At 74.5% G+C, this 17,538-nt stretch carries 16 protein-coding genes; 12 read left to right on the forward strand and 4 right to left on the reverse strand.

Going from position 1 to position 17,538, the window contains the following annotated elements; genetic code table 11:
• Positions 1 to 20: 20 nt before the first annotated feature.
• On the reverse strand, positions 21 to 1,490 hold the full coding sequence (locus tag ABT158_RS11500; RefSeq protein ID WP_352352679.1) for an IclR family transcriptional regulator domain-containing protein: 1,470 nt from the start codon (positions 1,488 to 1,490) through the stop codon (positions 21 to 23).
• Positions 1,491 to 1,633: 143 nt separating this feature from the next.
• Between ABT158_RS11500 and ABT158_RS11505 the strand changes: the two genes are divergently transcribed.
• The 8 genes from ABT158_RS11505 to ABT158_RS11540 are packed head-to-tail and all read left to right on the forward strand — an operon-like array spanning position 1,634 to position 9,197.
• The gene (locus ABT158_RS11505; protein WP_352352680.1) at positions 1,634 to 2,416 is read left to right on the forward strand and encodes a CoA transferase subunit A; all 783 of its coding nucleotides are present in this window, start codon (positions 1,634 to 1,636) and stop codon (positions 2,414 to 2,416) included.
• The gene (locus ABT158_RS11510; RefSeq protein WP_352328076.1) at positions 2,413 to 3,042 is read left to right on the forward strand and encodes a CoA transferase subunit B; all 630 of its coding nucleotides are present in this window, start codon (positions 2,413 to 2,415) and stop codon (positions 3,040 to 3,042) included. Before ABT158_RS11505 ends, ABT158_RS11510 begins: the two co-directional genes overlap by 4 nt.
• The gene (locus ABT158_RS11515; RefSeq protein ID WP_352352681.1) at positions 3,039 to 4,187 is read left to right on the forward strand and encodes a thiolase family protein; all 1,149 of its coding nucleotides are present in this window, start codon (positions 3,039 to 3,041) and stop codon (positions 4,185 to 4,187) included. Before ABT158_RS11510 ends, ABT158_RS11515 begins: the two co-directional genes overlap by 4 nt.
• Before the next feature lie 5 nt (positions 4,188 to 4,192).
• Positions 4,193 to 4,945: a protocatechuate 3,4-dioxygenase subunit beta gene (gene pcaH, locus ABT158_RS11520; protein WP_352328074.1), complete on the forward strand. Its 753-nt coding sequence runs from the start codon at positions 4,193 to 4,195 to the stop codon at positions 4,943 to 4,945.
• Complete coding sequence (gene pcaG, locus ABT158_RS11525; protein ID WP_352352682.1) at positions 4,942 to 5,466, forward strand: protocatechuate 3,4-dioxygenase subunit alpha; 525 nt, start codon at positions 4,942 to 4,944, stop codon at positions 5,464 to 5,466. Before pcaH ends, pcaG begins: the two co-directional genes overlap by 4 nt.
• Positions 5,453 to 6,640 (forward strand): 3-carboxy-cis,cis-muconate cycloisomerase, encoded by a 1,188-nt coding sequence (gene pcaB, locus ABT158_RS11530; RefSeq protein ID WP_352352683.1) that lies wholly within the window; start codon positions 5,453 to 5,455, stop codon positions 6,638 to 6,640. The genes pcaG and pcaB overlap by 14 nt, the downstream gene beginning before the upstream one ends.
• 2 nt (positions 6,641 to 6,642) lie before the next feature.
• The gene (gene pcaDC / locus ABT158_RS11535) at positions 6,643 to 7,740 is read left to right on the forward strand and encodes a bifunctional 3-oxoadipate enol-lactonase/4-carboxymuconolactone decarboxylase PcaDC (protein WP_352352803.1); all 1,098 of its coding nucleotides are present in this window, start codon (positions 6,643 to 6,645) and stop codon (positions 7,738 to 7,740) included.
• On the forward strand, positions 7,737 to 9,197 hold the full coding sequence (locus tag ABT158_RS11540; protein ID WP_352352684.1) for an aldehyde dehydrogenase family protein: 1,461 nt from the start codon (positions 7,737 to 7,739) through the stop codon (positions 9,195 to 9,197). The genes pcaDC and ABT158_RS11540 overlap by 4 nt, the downstream gene beginning before the upstream one ends.
• A gap of 69 nt (positions 9,198 to 9,266) precedes the next feature.
• On the opposite strand, the gene ABT158_RS11545 is transcribed toward ABT158_RS11540, so the two are convergent.
• Positions 9,267 to 12,161, reverse strand: coding sequence for a M36 family metallopeptidase (locus ABT158_RS11545; protein ID WP_352352685.1), 2,895 nt, complete (start codon positions 12,159 to 12,161; stop codon positions 9,267 to 9,269).
• Positions 12,162 to 12,332: 171 nt separating this feature from the next.
• Here ABT158_RS11545 and ABT158_RS11550 point away from each other — a divergent pair, with 171 nt between their 5' ends.
• Genes ABT158_RS11550 through ABT158_RS11560 form a run of 3 tightly spaced genes read left to right on the forward strand, consistent with a single transcriptional unit; the run spans position 12,333 to position 13,924 of the window.
• Positions 12,333 to 13,079, forward strand: a complete 747-nt coding sequence (locus tag ABT158_RS11550) for an SDR family NAD(P)-dependent oxidoreductase (protein WP_352352686.1) — start codon at positions 12,333 to 12,335, stop codon at positions 13,077 to 13,079.
• A gap of 34 nt (positions 13,080 to 13,113) precedes the next feature.
• Positions 13,114 to 13,461 carry an ArsR/SmtB family transcription factor gene (locus ABT158_RS11555; protein WP_352352687.1) on the forward strand — a complete coding sequence of 116 codons (348 nt, stop codon included), beginning with the start codon at positions 13,114 to 13,116 and terminating at the stop codon, positions 13,459 to 13,461.
• A complete protein-coding gene (locus ABT158_RS11560) occupies positions 13,454 to 13,924 on the forward strand; it encodes an SRPBCC family protein (protein ID WP_352352688.1) in 471 nt (156 codons plus the stop codon). The genes ABT158_RS11555 and ABT158_RS11560 overlap by 8 nt, the downstream gene beginning before the upstream one ends.
• Before the next feature lie 4 nt (positions 13,925 to 13,928).
• Here the strand turns inward: ABT158_RS11560 and ABT158_RS11565 are convergent, their stop codons facing one another.
• Together ABT158_RS11565 and ABT158_RS11570 are read right to left on the reverse strand one after the other, a co-directional pair.
• On the reverse strand, positions 13,929 to 15,287 hold the full coding sequence (locus ABT158_RS11565; RefSeq protein WP_352352689.1) for a hypothetical protein: 1,359 nt from the start codon (positions 15,285 to 15,287) through the stop codon (positions 13,929 to 13,931).
• An 81-nt stretch (positions 15,288 to 15,368) separates the two neighbouring features.
• Positions 15,369 to 16,121 carry a lytic polysaccharide monooxygenase gene (locus tag ABT158_RS11570; RefSeq protein WP_352352690.1) on the reverse strand — a complete coding sequence of 251 codons (753 nt, stop codon included), beginning with the start codon at positions 16,119 to 16,121 and terminating at the stop codon, positions 15,369 to 15,371.
• 338 nt (positions 16,122 to 16,459) lie between these two features.
• Between ABT158_RS11570 and ABT158_RS11575 the strand changes: the two genes are divergently transcribed.
• Positions 16,460 to 17,464, forward strand: coding sequence for a TerC/Alx family metal homeostasis membrane protein (locus ABT158_RS11575; protein WP_352352691.1), 1,005 nt, complete (start codon positions 16,460 to 16,462; stop codon positions 17,462 to 17,464).
• Positions 17,465 to 17,538 lie beyond the last annotated feature (74 nt).

Consider the following 17,538-nt stretch of genomic DNA (forward strand, 5'->3'; position numbering starts at 1 on the left):
GTCGGCAGTCGGCAGGCCCGTCAGGGGAGCCGGCCGGTGTGCGCGAGGTCGGCCTCCATGCGCGCGGCCGTCCGCCTGAGCTCGGGCAGCACGTCGCGCAGCAGGTGGTCGCGGCTGGCCCGGCCGGCGTGCGTGGCCACGTTGACCGCGGCCACCACGCGTCCGTCCGGCCCGCGCACGGGGACGGCGATCGACCGCACGCCCTCCTCCAGCTCCTGGTCCACCAGCGCGTAGCCGTCTGCGGCGGCCTGCCGCACGGCCGCGGCCAGCCCGTCCGGCGAGGTGATCGTGTGCCGGGACAGCGGCTTCGGCTCGATGGCGGCCAGCCGTGCGGCGGGCTGCCCGGCCAGCAGCACCCGGCCCATGGACGTGGCGTACGCCGGGAAGCGGGTGCCGACCGTGATGTCCACGCTCATGATGCTGACCGTGGGCACCCGGGCCACGTAGAGCACGTCGTCGCCGGACAGCACCGCGACCGACGCCGACTCCCGGACGCGCGCCACCAGGTCGGCCAGGTGCGGCTGGACCACCTCGCCGAACGTGCGCCCCGACAGGTGGGCGTAGCCCAGTTCGAGCACCTTGGGCAGCAGCACGTGCCGGTCGCCCACGGCGGCGGCGTAGCCGAGGCCCCGCAGGCTCTGCACCGCGCGCCGGACGGTGGCCCGGGGCAGGCCGGTCACCCGGGCGGACTCGGCCAGCGTGCAGCCGCCGCGCGCCGACCCGAGCGAGACCAGCACGGCCAGGCCGCGGGCGAGCGACTGCAGGTAGCCCATGCCCAGCTCCTCCTTGACGGCCCGCGAACCGTCCAGCCCGGCGGGCGCGCGGAGCGGCTCCCGGGGGCGGGCGGCCTGGGCCGCCAGGACGGCCTCCATGTCCGCCACCGTCGCGCGCAGGCGGGGCAGGGCGTGCTCGCGCAGCCCCGCCACCGTGTGCCTGCTGGTGTGGCTGACCACGCTGACCGCGCAGACCGCCGTGCCGCCGGGGTCGCGGACGGGCAGCGCGACCGCGATCAGCCCCGGCTCGATGAGCTGGTCGTCCTCGGCCCACGGCGCGGCGGGGTCGAGCAGGGCCAGCCCGGCCGCGCACCGCCCGGCGGGCAGCAGGTCGCCCACCCGGAAGGCCACCGACATCGTGCGCCGCCGGGTGAACTGGCCGACGAAGCGCACGCCGTCGCCGTCGCGCACGGCCAGCGAGACCGACTCCTCCAGCTCGGCGGCCAGCCGCTCGGCCAGGGGCGACAGGCTCTCCTGGAGGCCGTCGCAGGCCAGGTAGGCCGCGCCCAGCGCCATCAGCGGCGGCGCGAGCAGCACGTCGCGGCCCTGCGCCCGCAGGTGGCCGAGGTGCACGAGCGTGGCCAGCACGCGGTCGACGGTGGACCTGGCCAGCCCGGTGGCGCGGACGAGGTCGGTCGCGCGCATGGGCCGCCCGGGGTCGGCGGCCAGCACGCGCAGCACGGCCAGGCCGCGCTCCAGGGTCCCGGCCGGTTCCATCGGCGACTCCTCGTCCAGGTGGGGGCTTTGACAGGAACGCCCCGGTTACAGATACTCGAACTCATAATAGTGAACTAAAGTTCGCAGAGCGAACACCCCCTCGGGCGGGCACTCGGCGGACGTCCTCGGCTGAACGGAGCGTCGTGCGGAGAGACAAGGTGGTCGCGACGGCCGCGGAGGCGCTGGCTGGCGTGCGGGACGGCGCGTCGTTCGCGGTCGGCGGCTTCGGGCTCAGCGGCATCCCCAACGTGCTGATCCAGGCCCTCTACAACACGGGCGTGACCGGCATCGGCGTCGTGTCCAACAACTGCGGCGTCGACGGCGGCGGCCTCGGCATCCTGCTGGCCGCCGGGCGCATCGCCCGCGTGACCGCCTCCTACATCGGCGACAACAAGGAGTTCGCCCGGCAGTACCTCGGTGGCGACCTGGAGGTCGAGCTGACCCCGCAGGGCAGCCTGGCCGAGCGGCTGCGGGCCGGCGGCAGCGGCATCCCCGCCTTCTACACCCCCGCCGGGGTCGGCACCCCCGTCGCCGACGGCGGCCTGCCGCTGCGCCACCACCCCGACGGCACCGTCGCCGTCGCCTCGCCGCCGAAGGAGGTGCGCGAGTTCGACGGCCGGGAGTACGTCCTGGAGCACGGCATCCGCACCGACTTCGCGCTGGTCCGGGCGGCCAGGGGCGACCGGTCCGGCAACCTGGTCTTCCACCGCGCCGCCAGGAACTTCAACCCGCTGGCCGCCATGGCCGGGCGTATCACCGTCGCCGAGGTCGAGGAGCTGGCCGAGCACATCGACCCCGACGAGGTCCACCTGCCCGGCGTGTTCGTGCAGCGCGTGCTCCCGCTCACCCCCGAGCAGGCCGCCGACAAGGGCATCGAGAGGCGTACGATTGCCCCGCCTCCGGCAGGAGGGACGGTCACCGAATGAGCTGGACCCGTGACCAGATGGTCGCGCGGGCGGCGGCCGAGCTGCGCGACGGCGACTACGTCAACCTCGGCATCGGCCTGCCCACCCGCATCCCGTCGTTCCTGCCGCCGGGCGTCGACGTGGTCCTCCACTCCGAGAACGGCATCCTCGGCGTCGGCCCCTACCCCGCGCCCGCCGACGTCGACCCCGACCTGATCAACGCGGGCAAGGAGACGGTCACCGTGCTCCCCGGCGCGTCGTTCTTCGACTCCTCGCTGTCGTTCGGCATGATCCGAGGGGGTCACATCGACGTGGCCGTGCTCGGCGCGATGCAGGTCTCGGCCCGCGGCGACCTGGCCAACTGGATGGTCCCCGGCAAGCTGGTCAAGGGCATGGGCGGGGCCATGGACCTGGTGCACGGCGCGCGCAAGGTCATCGTGATCATGGAACACAACGCCAAGGACGGCTCACCCAAGATCGTCGAGGAGTGCTCGCTGCCCCTGACGGGCCGGCGATGCGTGCACCGGATCATCACCGACCTCGGCGTCCTCGACGTCACCGAGCAGGGGCTGGCCCTGGTCGAGAGCGCGCCGGGCGTGGGCCTGGACGAGCTGCGCAACCGTACCGACGCGGAGGTCACCGCATGAAGGACGTCTACATCGTCGACGCCGTCCGCACGCCGTTCGGCCGCCACGGCGGCGCGCTGGCCAAGGTGCGCCCCGACGACCTGGCCGCGCACGTCGTCGCGGCGCTGGTCGAGCGGACCGGCCAGGAGAGCGCCGACGAGGTGGTCCTGGGCAACGCCAACGGCGCGGGCGAGGAGAACCGCAACGTCGCCCGCATGGCCGCGCTGCTGGCCGGGCTGCCGGTCACCACGCCCGGCGCCACCGTCAACCGGCTGTGCGGCTCGGGCATGGAGGCGGTCATCCAGGCGTACCGGGCCATCGCGGTCGGCGACGCCTCGGCGGTGATCGCGGGCGGCGTGGAGTCGATGACCCGCGCGCCCTGGGTGCTGCCCAAGCCCGACCGCGCCTTCCCGGCGGGCGGCGGGGAGCTGGTCTCCACGACGCTCGGCTGGCGGCTGGTCAACCCGAGGATGCCCGCCGAGCACACGGTCGCGCTCGGCGAGGGCGCCGAGCTGATCGCCGACAAGCACGGCATCACCCGCGAGGAGCAGGACGCGTACGCGCTGGGCAGCCACCGGAAGGCGGCCAAGGCGGCCCTCGACCGCGAGATCGTCCCGATCGCCGGCCTGACCAGGGACGAGGGCATCCGCGACGACACCTCGGCCGAGGCGCTGGCCCGGCTCAAGCCGGTGTTCAGAAGGGACGGCGGCACGGTCACGGCCGGCAACTCCTCCCCGCTGAACGACGGCGCGGCGGCGCTGTTGCTGACCGACGAGGAGGGGCTGCGCGGCCGCGAGCCGCTGGCCCGCCTCACCGCGAGCGCCGCCAGCGCGCTGGAGCCGCGCTACTTCGGGCTCGGCCCGGTCGAGGCCGTGCGCAAGGCGCTGGCCAAGGCCGGCAAGGGCTTCGGCGACCTGTCGACCGTCGAGCTGAACGAGGCGTTCGCCGCGCAGGTGCTCGGCTGCCTGGCCGAGCTGCCCGAGCTCGACCCCGCCCTGGTCAACCCCGACGGCGGCGCGATCGCGATCGGCCACCCGCTCGGCGCCTCCGGGGCCCGCGTCACCGGCGCCGTGGCCCACCGGCTGGCCGCGGCCGGCTCGGGTGTCGGGCTCGCCTCCCTCTGCATCGGCGTCGGCCAGGGGCTGGCCGTCGTACTCGAAAGGTAGCGTCCATGTCCGAACCCCTCACGCAGGCCGACATCGACCGCGAGATCGCCGCGCTGAGCGAGTCCCGCGGCGAGCGGCCCGCCGACCACCCCGCGCGCGACTACGCCCCCTACCGCAGCACCCTGCTGCGCCATCCCAAGCAGCCGCTGGTCGCGCTGAAGGACCCGGAGGCGAGCGAGCTGTCCGGCCCGGTGTTCGGCGTCACGGACGTGACCGCCCTCGACTCCGACCTGACCCGGCAGCACCTCGGCGAGCCGCTGGGCGAGCGGATCACCGTGACCGGCCGGGTGCTCGACCGCCAGGGCCGGCCCGTGCGCGGCCAGCTCGTGGAGATCTGGCAGGCCAACTCCGCCGGGCGTTACCTGCACCAGCGCGACGACCACCCCGCGCCGCTCGACCCCAACTTCTCCGGCGTCGGCCGCTGCCTGACCGACGACGACGGCCGCTACCACTTCACCACGATCAAGCCCGGCCCCTACCCCTGGCGCAACCACCTCAACGCCTGGCGCCCCGCGCACATCCACTTCTCGCTGTTCGGCACGGCCTTCGCCCAGCGGCTGGTGACCCAGATGTACTTCCCCGGCGACCCGCTGTTCCCCTACGACCCGATCCTGCAGTCGGTCACCGACGACGGCGCCCGGCAGCGGCTGGTCTCCACCTACGCGCACGACCTGTCCAAGCCCGAGTGGTCGCTCGGCTACCGATGGGACATCGTGCTCGACGGGCCCGCCGCGACCTGGATGGAGGAAGGCCGATGAACCCCACCCCCTCGCAGACGGTCGGCCCGTTCTACGGCTACGCGCTGCCCTTCCCCGGCGGCGGCGACCTGGCCACCGGCGGCATCACCGTGCACGGCCGCGTCTACGACGGCGCCGGCGACCCGATCCCCGACGCGCTGCTGGAGTTCTGGCAGGCCGACCCCACGGGCGACCTGTCCGGCGCGCCCGGCTCGCTGCGCCGCGACCCGGTCAACGGCGCGGTCATCGGCCGGCACGGCGTCGACTTCACCGGCTTCGGCCGCGTCCCCACCGACGCCGACGGCCACTGGACCCTGCGCACGGTCGAGCCGGGCAACGGGTACATCAGCGTGTGCGTGTTCGCCCGCGGCCTGCTCCACCACCTGTTCACCCGCATCTACCTGCGGCCCGACGCCTTCCTCGACTCGCTGCCGCCCGAGCGGGCGCGCACGCTGGTCGCGGTCGAGGAGCGGGAGGGCGTCCACCGCTTCGACATCCACCTCCAGGGCGAGAAGGAGACGGTCTTCCTTGACTTCGGCTGAGCCCGCCGGCGGGAACCCGGGCGCGTCCTCCGTGGGCGGTCCGGGCGACTTCGGGCTGCTCGCGCCCATGCGCGGCGGGGCCGAGGCGACCGGCGACGTGGCCGTCCTGCAGGCCATGCTCGATGCGGAGGCCGCGCTCACCCGGGTGCTGGCCGCGCTCGGGCGCGCGCCGCGGGAGGCGGCCGACGCCGTGACCGCCGCGGCCCGCGCCGAGCTGTTCGACCCGGCCGGACTGGCCGCGCGGGCCCGTTCGGGCGGCAATCCGGTCATCCCGCTGGTGGAGGACCTGCGCGCCGCCGCCGGGCCGTACGCGGAGCACGTGCACGCGGGCGCGACCAGCCAGGACATCCTCGACACCGCGCTCATGCTGGTCGCCCACCGGGCGCTCGGGCCGGTCCTGGACGACCTCGACCGGGTGGCCGCCGGGCTCGCCACGCTGGCGTGGGACCATCGCGACACCGTCATGGCCGCCCGCACGCTCACCCAGCAGGCCGTGCCCACCACGTTCGGGCTCAAGGCGGCGGGCTGGCGGAAGCTGGCCATCGACGCCCGCGACCGCCTCCGGGCCGCCCGCGAGGCCCTGCCCGCCCAGCTCGGCGGCCCCGCCGGCACCCTCGACCGGTTCACCGCCCCCGGCCTGGACGACGGAGGCACGGGGGCGCTGGAGGTGGCCGGCCGGTTCGCCGCCGAGCTGGGGCTGGCCGCGCCCACGCTGCCCTGGCACGTGCTGCGCACCCCCGTCGCCGACCTGGCCGGGGCGCTGGCGTTCACCGCGGGCGCGCTGGGCAAGCCGGCCGCCGACGTGCTGGTGATGTCGCGGACCGAGATCGGCGAGGTGTCCGAGGGCGTCGGCGGCGGCTCGTCGTCCATGCCGCACAAGCACAACCCCGTGCGGGCCACGATGATCGCCGCGGCGGCCCGCCAGGTGCCCGCCCTGGCCGCCGTCCTGTACGCCTCGCTCGCCGCCGAGGACGAGCGTCCGCCCGGCGCCTGGCACGCCGAATGGCAGCCGCTGCGCGAGGCGCTGCGCCTGGTCGCCGGCGCCGCCCGCGACGCCGCGGAACTGGTCGCCGGCCTGCGGGTGCACCCCGGGCGCATGCGCGCCGCCCTGACCGTCGCCGGACCGCCCGGCGCCGCCGCCGCCCTGGTCAAGCGGGCGCTGGAGGAGAAGTGACGTTGTTGCAGCACCGGGTGGACGGCCCGGAACACGCGGAGCCGATCGTCCTCGGCCCGTCGGTCGGCACCTCGGCCCGGGTGTGGGAGCCGCAGGTCGCCGCGCTGGCCCGCAGATTCCGCGTGGTCCGCTTCGACCTGCCGGGACACGGCGGCTCCCCGTCCCTCGGCGTGTCCACCATCGACGGCCTGGCCGGGCTCGTCCTGGACCTGGCCGACGACCTGGGCCTGGACGCCTTCCACTACGCCGGCATCTCCATCGGCGGCGCGATCGGCGCCACCCTGGCCCTGCGCCACCCCGGACGCCTGCGGTCCCTGGCGATGATCTGCTCCTCGGCCCGCTTCGGCGAGCCGGACGGCTGGCGCGAGCGGGCCGCGCTGGTCCGCGAGCGCGGCACCGCGCCGCTGCTGGAGTCCACGGCCGAGCGCTGGTTCGCCGGGCCGGGCGACCCGGCGCTGCTCGACGACCTCGCCGCCGCCGACCCGGCCGGCTACGCGGCCTGCTGCGACGCCCTGGCCGGCTACGACCTGCGCGCCGAGCTGCCCGGCATCGCCGTCCCCACGCTGGTCCTGGGCGGCCGCGACGACCCGGCCACGCCGCCCGCGCACGCCAGGGAGCTGGCCGACGGCATCCCCGGCGCGACGCTCGTGGAGGTGCCGGGAGCGGCCCACCTGGCCGGCGTCGACCAGCCGGAACGGGTCACCGCCGCGCTGCTCGCCCACCTGCCCGCCGCCCCCGGCATGCGGGTGCGCCGGGAAGTGCTCGGGGACGCCCACGTCGACCGGGCCGTCGCCCGCACCACCGCCTTCACCAGGGACTTCCAGGACCTCATCACGCGCTACGCCTGGGGGGAGATCTGGACCAGGCCCGGCCTCGACCGGCGCACCAGGAGCTGCGTCACCCTCACCGCGCTGGTCGCGCACGGGCACCTCGACGAGCTGGCCATGCACGTCCGCGCCGCCGTGCGCAACGGGCTGACGGCCGACGAGATCGGCGAGGTGCTGCTGCAGAGCGCGATCTACTGCGGGGTGCCGGCCGCCAACGCGGCGTTCGCCGTCGCCCAGCGCGTCCTTACCGAGATATCAGGGGAGTCCGCATGACCATCACCCGTGACCTGCTGATCGGCGGCAAGAACGTCCCCGCCCTGAGCGGCCGTACGACGTCCGACCTGGCCCCCTACACCGGCGAGGTGTACGCGACCGTGGCCGCCGCGGGCGTCGAGGACGTCACCTCGGCGGTGGACGCGGCGCAGGCCGCCTTCGACGGCTGGGCCGCCACCAGCCCGTTCGCCCGCCGGGCGATCTTCCTCAAGGCCGCCGACCTGCTCCAGGAGCGCGGCGAGCAGGCCGTGGCACTGATGGCCGCCGAGGTCGGCGGCACCCGCCCATGGGCGCTGTTCAACGTCGGGCTGGCCGCGAACATGCTGCGCGAGGCCGCCGCCGCGATCACCGCGCCGCGCGGCGAGGTGCTCACCGCGCAGGAGGAGGGCGTGCTCGGCCTGGCCGTGCGCGAGCCGCTCGGCGTGGTCGCCGCCTTCTCGCCGTGGAACGCGCCGATCATCCTCGGCGTGCGCTCGGTGGCCGCCGCCCTGGCCGCGGGCAACACCGTCGTCATGAAGCCCAGCGAGGACGCCCCCATCGCGTGCGGCCTGTTCGTCGCCGACCTGCTGCACGAGGCCGGGCTGCCCGCGGGCGTGCTCAACGTGGTCACCAACGACCCGGCCGACGCCGCCGTGGTCGCCGAGGCGCTCATCGCCGACCCCCGCGTCCGCGCGGTCAACTTCACCGGCTCCACCGAGGTCGGCCGGATCATCGGCACCCACGCGGCCCGCCATCTCAAGCCCGCCCTGCTGGAGCTGGGCGGCAAGAACGCCATCATCGTCCTGGACGACGCCGACCTCGGCCACGCCGTCGATGCCGCCGCGTTCGGCGTCTACATGAACGCGGGCCAGATCTGCATGTCGGGCGACCGCGTGCTGGTGCACGAGTCGCTGGCCGAGGAGTTCGGCCGCCGGTTCGCCGACAAGGTGCGCGCGCTGCCCGCGGGCGACCCGTCCCGGCCGGAGACCGTGATCGGGCCGCTGGTCAGCGCGGACGCCGCCCGCCGGGTGGCCGCGCTGGTCGCCGACGCGGTCGCCAAGGGCGCGACGGTGCTGGCCGGCGGCGGCGAGCCCGAGGGCGCGGTGCACCCGGCCACGGTGCTGGCCGATGTGCCGAAGCATGCTGATCTGTACTACGGCGAGGCGTTCGGCCCGGTGTGCGTGGTCGGCACCTTCGCCACCGACGACGAGGCCGTGGCCCTGGCCAACGACACCGAGCACGGCCTGACCGCCGGGATCATCACCGAGAACGGCACCCACGGCCTGCGCGTGGCCCGCCGCCTGCGGACCGGCATCGTGCACGTCAACGACCAGTCCGTGGGCGACGAGCCGCAGGCGCCGTTCGGCGGGGCCGGCTCCTCCGGCTACGGCCGGTTCGGCGGCCGGTGGGGGCTGGAGGCGTTCAGCAACACCCGCTGGATCACCCTGGCGACCGAACAGGCCCACTACCCGTTCTGATACCTGTTCTGACCAACCGGCCCGCCCCTGGGAGCGGCGGGCCGGTCGGTCGGCCGGCCCGCCGCCGGGTCAGTGGGCGTACGCCTGGAACTCCGCCGCCCGCACCTGCTCGCGCGCCGGGCTCGCCGTGGCGCAGTCGGTCGCGGAGCCGGGGTCGGCGTCCTGCTCGCCCGCGTAGCGCGGGTTGCCGGTGCACTGGCTGCTGACCACCCGCAGCATCAGGTGGGTGGCGCTGGTCGGCGGCACCCGGAAGGAGCGCACCAGCAGGTCCGCGCCGCGCGGCCGGGGCAGCGTGGCGTCGAACGCGTCCGCCGGGCTGGTGTAGACCTTCCTGAAGCTCGCCGGGTCGGCGCAGTTCGCGGCGCAGGCCAGCACCTCGAACGCGCGCAGCGCCGAGAACCTGTTCTGCCCGCCCGGGTCGGCGGCGTCGCCGACGTCGGGCCGGAGCATCGCGCTCACCTGGACCCTGCGCACGGTGACCGGACGGTCGCCCGCCAGGTCCACGACGACCGACCGGCCGGCCGGGGCGCCGGTGCGCGAGGCCCAGTTCGTGGCCTCGGTGTCGTCGATCAGCCGGGCCTGGTTGACGCCGTCGCCGGCGGCCGTCGCGCCCGCCGCGGCCGAGGCGAGGTTGCGCGGCAGCGGCAGCGGGAGCGGCAGCCTGGCCCCGGCCACCACCGGGAACGTCAGCCGCGCGTGCCCGAACCCGGCGCCCGCCACCACGAACCGGTACGTGCCCGGCGTCATCTCGACGGTGTCGCCCAGCGGCGTGGCCGGATCGGTGTCGGCGACCGGCACCGCGCGGCCCTCGTAGTCGCCCACGTAGAGCCGCAGGGCCGCGCCCTTGGCCTCGCCGAGCGGCTTGAGCTGGAGGGAGCCGTTGCGGCCCGCCGGGTCGACGAAGCTCGGCGTCGGGTCGGGGTCGTTCGGGCCGTTGCTGGCCGCGCCCTTGCCCAGGCCGTGCTCGGCGAACGCCCGCCACAGGATGTCCTGGTTCGCGCCGTCGAAGCGGATGGCGTCGGCGGCCAGGATCGCGTCCCGGTGGTCGACGTAGCTGACCGCGCCGGAGGCCATCAGCAGCAGGGCGTCGTACGAGAGCTGCGCCCACCGCCGGTTGCCCGGGCACCGGTCCACCGGCACCTTGCCGTCGGCGCAGTCGCGCTGCCTGGCCGGCGTGCCCTTGCCGTACCGCTTGACGAACGCCTGGCGGACGCCGAACTGGGTGGCGGTCCAGATCTCGCCGTCGGCGTGCACCTGCGTGCCGACCAGGTCGTAGGCGAGGTCGCTGTAGTTCAGCGGCGACCTGGACATGTCGTAGTTGCGGATGCCGCGCGTCCGGTCGCCCGTGACGTACGGGCCGATCACGTACGGGGTCGCGCCGGAGGAGCGGAAGCCGTACTCGTCGAGGTACTCCATGGCGAACAGGTCGGAGGTGCTCTCGTTCATGGCGCCCGCCTGCCCGCCGCTCCAGCCGGCGGTCGGGCCGGCGATCATGCGGCCGGAGATGGCGTGGCTGTACTCGTGGCCGATGACCGACATGTCGTAGTCGCCGTCCACGCAGGGGGAGTAGAACGAGCCGGCGATCGGCTGCCACAGGTACATGTTGGTGATCGGGGCGACGCCGTCGGGGCCGGTGATCTGGTTGGCGTTGTCGCGTACCGACGCCACGCGCGCGCCGGCCTGGGCGTTGCCCAGCTCGGGGTCGTTGCCGAGCCCGCCGCGGTCGCCGTTGTCCACCTGCATGTTCCAGGCGGACTCGGTGAAGCCGAGCCGGTAGGACCAGTCGTGCATGCGGTTGTGCATGGCGTTGAGGTTGGCGATGGCGGCCTCCAGGTCCGCCTCGCCCGGCTGGTCGAACGTCGCCGGGTCGCACTTGGCCTGGTTCCAGGTGTTGCGCCAGGGGTAGACGTAGACGCGGTCGGGGGAGGGGGCGTTCGCGCGGGTGCCGACGGTGAACGGGTCGCCGTTCGCGCGGTTCTCGTACGTCCGGGCGGCGTTGCCCGCGCTGGTGTGGGTCGGTGCGCCGGTGGCGTGGTCCACGTCCCAGGCGCGGCCGGTCGCCGGGTCGCCGCCGGTGGCCAGGTCGCAGCCGGGCCCGGCCGCGTGGCACCAGGTCTGCCGGGTGTCGGTGGCGGAGTAGTCGCCGGGCGGGTTGACCGGGAAGGCCGCCCAGCGCGGGTTCTCCGGGTCGAAGTGGTCGACCAGGTTCTCGCGGGTGAGGATGCCGCCGCTGACCGCGTCCACGTGGGTGGTGTACGCCGCCGCCGCGCCCTTCCCGCCGCCGATCAGGACCACCTGGTACGCGCTGTGCACGCCGTCGGGCGCGGGCACGGCCACCTTCGTGACCTGCTTCGTCGTCGCCGTGGCCAGGTCCACGCCGCCGTCGCGGGCCGCGATCTCCAGGGCCCGCGCTTCGCTGATCACGGCGGCCGGGGGCGCGGCCTGCCCGCGGGCGAGCGAGGAGGTCACGTGGCGCACCTTCCCCCGCACGACGCCGACCGCGACGAGCCCGTCCACCCCGGCCGGCAGCCCGCCGAACCGCTGGCGCAGGAGCACGGCGTGACCGGCGCCGAGGGGGTTGACCGCGACCTTCTCCAGCCCGGCGACCTCCTCCGCCGACAGGCCGAACAGGGGCTCGTTGGCGGCCAGGTAGGCGCGGGCGGCCCGTTCCGGGTCCTCGCCCAGGCCCTTGGCGAGCGGCGCGGCGCCGGTGACGACGGCGGGGGTGCCGAGGGCGTTCCAGCGGATCTCCGCGCCGGCGGCCCGCGCGCCGAGCCCGGCGGGCGGCGGGACGCGGCCCTGCCGGTTGTCCAGGTCCGGTCTGCCGTGCTGCTCGGCCTGGAAGTCGTGGACGATCGGGGACTGCCCGCCGGGTTCGCCCCGGGCGGCGCCGGTCAGGGGCAGGGCAGAGGCGGTGACCGCGAGGGCGATCACGGCGCTGCGTAACCAGGGTCTGGTGGACACGGTTCCTCCTGGGCACAGAAGACGCGCGGTTGACGCCCGTCCCGCCAGAGGTAACACCGTCCCGGAGTCCTGACAAGATCGGATAAAGCCTCCAAGACTGTCCAGTTCTTGACACCGTCGCGTATTCAACCTGTAGGTTGATAAACCAATGGGTTGAACAAGGAGGAAGAGATGCTTCTCCGAGAAAAGGTCGCGGTGGTCTACGGCGGCGGCGGCTCGATCGGCGGCGCGGTGGCCCGCGCCTTCGCCCGCGAGGGCGCCCGCGTCTTCCTGGCTGGCCGCACCCGGGCCCCGCTCGACAAGGTCGCCGACGACATCCGCGCGGCCGGCGGCACGGCGCAGACCGCCCTCGTGGACGCGCTGGACGAGCAGGCCGTCGACGCGTTCACCGGCACGGTGGCCGCCCGCGAGGGCCGCATCGACGTCTCGTTCAACGCCGTCTCCGTCCAGGACGTGCAGCGCCCGCTGGCCGAGATCTCCGTCGAGGACTTCCTGCGGCCGATCCAGGTCGCCGCGCGCACCCAGTTCCTCACCATCAGGGCCGCCGTGCGGCACATGGCCGGTTCCGGCGTCGTCCTGCTGTTCGGCGGCGGCGGGCCGCAGACGCAGCCGGGGCTGGGCGGGTTCAAGGTGTCGCTGGACACCATGGAGGGCATCCGCCGCCAGTGGGCGTGCGAGGCCGGGGCGCAGGGCGTGCGCGTGGTCACCCTGATCACCGGCGGGGTGCCGGAGAGCATCCCCGACTCCTTCCCCGGCAAGGCCGCGCTGGAGGCGGAGCTGCGCGAGCCCACCCTGCTCGGCCGGCTCGCCACCCTCGCCGACGTGGGCGACGTGGCGGCGTTCGTCGCCTCCGACCGGGCCCGGACCATGACGTCGGCGACCGTGAACGTCTCCTGCGGCGCGATCGTGGACCATTAGGGTCGGGACCGCCCAGGAAGGAACGTACGCACCGATGCCCGACGACCAGCTCAGCCTCACCTTCGCCGCCCTGGCCGACCCCACCCGGCGGGCCATCCTCGCCCGCCTGGCCGACGGCGAGGCGACGGTCAACGAGCTGGCCGAGCCCTTCGAGATGAGCCTGCAGGCCGTGTCCAAGCACCTGAAGGTGCTGGAGCGGGCCGGGCTGATCAGCCGCGGACGCGACGCGCAGTGGCGGCCCTGCCGCCTGGAGACCGCGCCGCTGGAGGGCGCCTCCGCGTGGATCGACCGCTACCGCGAACGCTGGACCGGCAGCTTCGACCGGCTCGACGAGGAGATCAGGAAGCTCCGGCACAGCGAGGAAGGACGTGACCATGGGTGAGACCGAATTCGTCATCGAACCCGGCCGCCAGGACATCATCATGATCCGCGCCTTCGACGCCCCCAGGGACGTCGTCTTCCGGGTCGTGACCGACCCGGCGCTGATCCCGCGCTGGTGGGGCCCCCACTGGCTGGACACCCGGGTGGACGCCATGGAGGTCGCGCCGGGCGGCCGGTGGCGCTTCGTCAACACCGACGCCCGCGGCCGGGAGTACGCCTTCGGCGGCGTCTACCACGCGGTCGTGCCGCCGGAGCGGTACGTGCGCACGTGGGAGTTCGAGGGCACGCCGGGCGAGGTGGCCCTGGAGACCGTCCGCCTGGAGGAGGCCGGCGGCCGTACCCGGTACGTGGCCCGGTCGGTGCACCCGTCCGTCGAGGCGCGCGACGCCATCGTCCGCGCCGACGGACCCAAGGGCGGCGCCCAGTCCATGGACCGCCTCGCCGAGCTGCTGAAACCTCGCTGAGCCGCTACTTCGGGCAGGCCAGGCGGCAGCCGCCGAAGCGGGCCTCGTCCGGCTCCGGGAAGCGGGACTTCGGCGCCCCGCGCAGGGCCTCGGCCATCGAGGCGCGCCAGATCGGGCCCGGGACGGTGGCGCCGTCCACGGTGTCGTAGCGGCGTCCCCCGACGGTCAGGCCGGTGAGCGTGGGCCGATCGGGCCCGGCGGTGGGCGGGCGCCGCTGGGACCCGTCGGGGAACGTGCGGGGCTCGGACTCGTCGGGGAACCCGAGGCTGACGGCGGCGGCCAGGTCGGGGGTGTAGCCGGCGTACCAGGCCGTCCTGTAGTCGGGGATCCTGCTGGCCAGGCCCGCCGCGTCGCGGCCGAGCCCGCCGGTCCGCAGCAGGCCGGTCACCGCGTCGGCGACCGCGGGGTCGAGCGCCTGCTCGCATCCGGGGGCGAGGGCGTGCAGCACCTTGCCGGAGCCGTCGCGGACCTCCTTGACCGCCCTCGGCGCGCACCGCAGGCCGTGGGCGGCGAGCGTGGCGTAGGTGCCGGCGACGGTGACGGTGTCCACCTCGTTGGCGCCGAGCGTGAACGCCTGGTACTCCCGCAGCGGCAGGCCGGAGGGGCCGGTGAGGCCGAGCCGCACCGCCGTGCGCACGGTCGCGCAGAGGCCGATCCGCTCCTCCAGCCGCATGAAGAAGGTGTTCAGGGTGGCGCGGGCGCCCGAGCGAAGAGTGGTGAACGCGCCGCCGCTCCCGCCGACGGAGTCGGTGACGGTGTGGGTGGGATCGCCCACGGCCTGGCCCTTGCAGTCGGTGAAGGAGCCGGGGCCCGCGGCCTGGTAGGACAGTGAGCCGGGGAAGCCGTCGTCGTGGCGGAAGCCGCCGGACAGCGCCGCCGCCAGCGTGTACGCCATCGCCGTGGAGCCCTGCGACAGGGCGTGCGCGCCGTCGCCGCGGCTGGCGGCCAGCGCCCTGATCTCGCCGCTGCCCGGCGCCACCATGGCCTCGACGGCGACGGGCCCGTCACCCGGGCGGACCCGCGCCTCGACGGCCCGCTGCGCCGCCTGCTGCGCCCGCGGATCGAGCGTGGTCGCCACGACCAGGCCGCCCCGGGTGAGCAGTCGCGGATCGATCGCGGTCAGCTCGTCGTGCACCCGGCGGCAGAAGGCGGGGTGGCGGCTGGCCGCGCAGTCGGGGGCGAGCTTCTCGACGACCTGGCCGCCGCCGTCGATGATCACGCTGTCGCGCACCACCGGCGGAGCGACGGCCAAGCGCTGCCTGGCCGGCGCCGGACCGGCCGTCGCGGCCAGCACCAGGACGGCGCCCCAGACGGCCGCCGCCACCCCGGCGACGACGCCGAGGACGAGGAGAAGTCGCTTCATCGGCGTCCTTCCGGAAGGGGGGTGCGGCCGGCCCGTCCATCGTGGCCGACCGCACCGCCCCCGTGCACCGGAGCTAGACGATCACACCCGTTGCCACAGGGCGGGCACGTTCGGCGGCTCCCAGCCGGGCAGCGCCGTGTGCGGCTGGAGGCAGCGGTAGGTGACGTTGTTGTAGACCACCTGGTCACCCGACTTGTACGCGGTGCCCGCCGTCCAGTTGCCGGTCGGGCCCTGGGTCGGGGTCACCGTGGGGGTCACCGTTGGGGTCGGGGTGGGCGTGGGGGTCGGCGTCGGGGTGGCGGTGGGGGTCGGCGTCGGGCCGCCGGGACCCACCTGGAGGTCGACGCAGTTGTAGAAGGCGTTCTCCGTGTCGGCGATGTTCCAGATGGCCAGCAGCTTGATGCGCCCGGTCCGGCCGCCCAGGCTCACCGAGTGGGTCACCGTGGAGCCCGGTTGCCTGCCGTGGTCGTCGAAGACCGCGATCCGGGTGCCGCCGACGTAGTACTCCCACGTGCTGGTGGCGTGCCGGGCCTCGATGAGCCACTTGAAGTTGACCGTGTCGCCGACGGACGCGGCGGGCCAGGCCTTGCTGTCGTCGTCCAGCGGGGCCCACCGGGGGTCGCCGCCGCTGCAGTTGCGCAGGCCCTTGGGGCCCTCGACGCTCTGCGGCTCCCAGATGATCTGGCCGCAGTTCTTGACCTTGCCGGCCGCGCAGTTGGCCTGGCGGCTGGGCGGGTCGGAGATGTAACCGTGCGCCGAGGCCGGCGGGGAGAGGGCGACGACGGTGGCGACGGAGACCGCCGCCATGGCTAAGAAGGTCCATACTCTGCGCATGTCACCGTTCCTTCATGCTGGGGGATGCTCCCAAATATAAAGGAAAGTTTCCTAACGGTAAATGGCACAGTCAGCGCTTTTCCGCCCGCCAGTCAGGCTCTCGTCACCTTCCGCCGGTGGCGAGGGCCCTGCGCCTGGTGGCGGGCAGCGCGCAGATAGGCCGGCCAACAGGTGGTGACATGTCGTGACTTCGCCTAGGCTGAGGGTGCCGAGGGGAGTACTTCGCAAGCGCCGGCCCGGTCAGTACGGACGTCCCAGACGTCCCCGGGCGGCCGCCCGCGCGATCGGCGCACGGGCGAAGGAGACCTCGAACGATGACGCGCGTTCGAGGAGGACCCATGCCCCCGGGCACATTGCAGGCTGCCCCCGCCCTGACCACCATCGCCACGCCCACCCTCTGGCTGGTCGCGATCGCCGGGCTCGTGCTGCTGCTGGCGCTGGATCTTGTGTTGACCAGGCGTCCGCACGAGGTCCGCATGCGCGAGGCGGCCGGCTGGTCGGCGTTCTACCTGGTGCTGCCGGTGATCTTCGGCTGCTACCTGTGGGCGGACCACGGCGGCGGCGTCGCCGTGGAGTTCTTCACCGGGTTCGTGGTGGAGAAGTCGTTGTCGGTGGACAACCTGTTCGTGTTCATGCTGCTGCTGGCGGCCTTCGCGGTCCCGCCCGCGCTGGCCAGGCAGGTGCTGCTGTACGGGATCGTCGGCGCGCTCGTCCTGCGCGGCGTCTTCATCTGGCTCGGCGCCGCCGCCCTGCAGAGCGGCACGTGGGCGTTCCTGCTGTTCGGCGCGATCCTCATCGTCACCGCCGGGAAGATCCTCAAGGACGTGCTCGGCGGCCACGAGCAGCAGGTGGACATCTCGTCCATGCGCAGCGTCCGGCTGGTGCGCCGGTTCGTGCCGGTCACCGACGACTACCGCGGCTCCCGGCTGGCCGTGCGCGAGGGCGGACGGCTGGCGCTGACGCCGCTGGCCCTGGCCGCCGTCGCCGTCCTCGGCACGGACATCGTCTTCGCCGTGGACTCCGTGCCGGCCGTGTACGGCGTGACCGAGGACCCGTTCCTGGTCTTCGCCACCAACGCCTTCGCGCTGATGGGCCTGCGGGCGCTGTACTTCGTGCTGCAGGGCGTCCTGACCAAGCTGCGCCACCTCAACCACGGGCTGAGCGTCATCCTGGCCTTCATCGGGGTCAAGCTCGTCCTGCACTGGGCGCACGGCGTCTGGGACTGGATGCCGCAGATCCCGACGCTCGCCTCGCTCGGCGTGATCGTCGCCGTCCTGACCACGGTGACCCTGACCAGCCTGTACGCCAACCGCCGCGACCGCGAGAAGGAGGCCGCGAGCTAGTTCACCGCTCCGACGCCTGGGTGCCCCCGACGCGAGAGCCGGCCGTCATGTCGGCATGACGACATGGTCGCGAG

Origin of the sequence: Nonomuraea sp. NPDC001636 (assembly GCF_040298265.1) — a bacterium.
In the GTDB taxonomy this organism is placed as follows: domain Bacteria; phylum Actinomycetota; class Actinomycetes; order Streptosporangiales; family Streptosporangiaceae; genus Nonomuraea.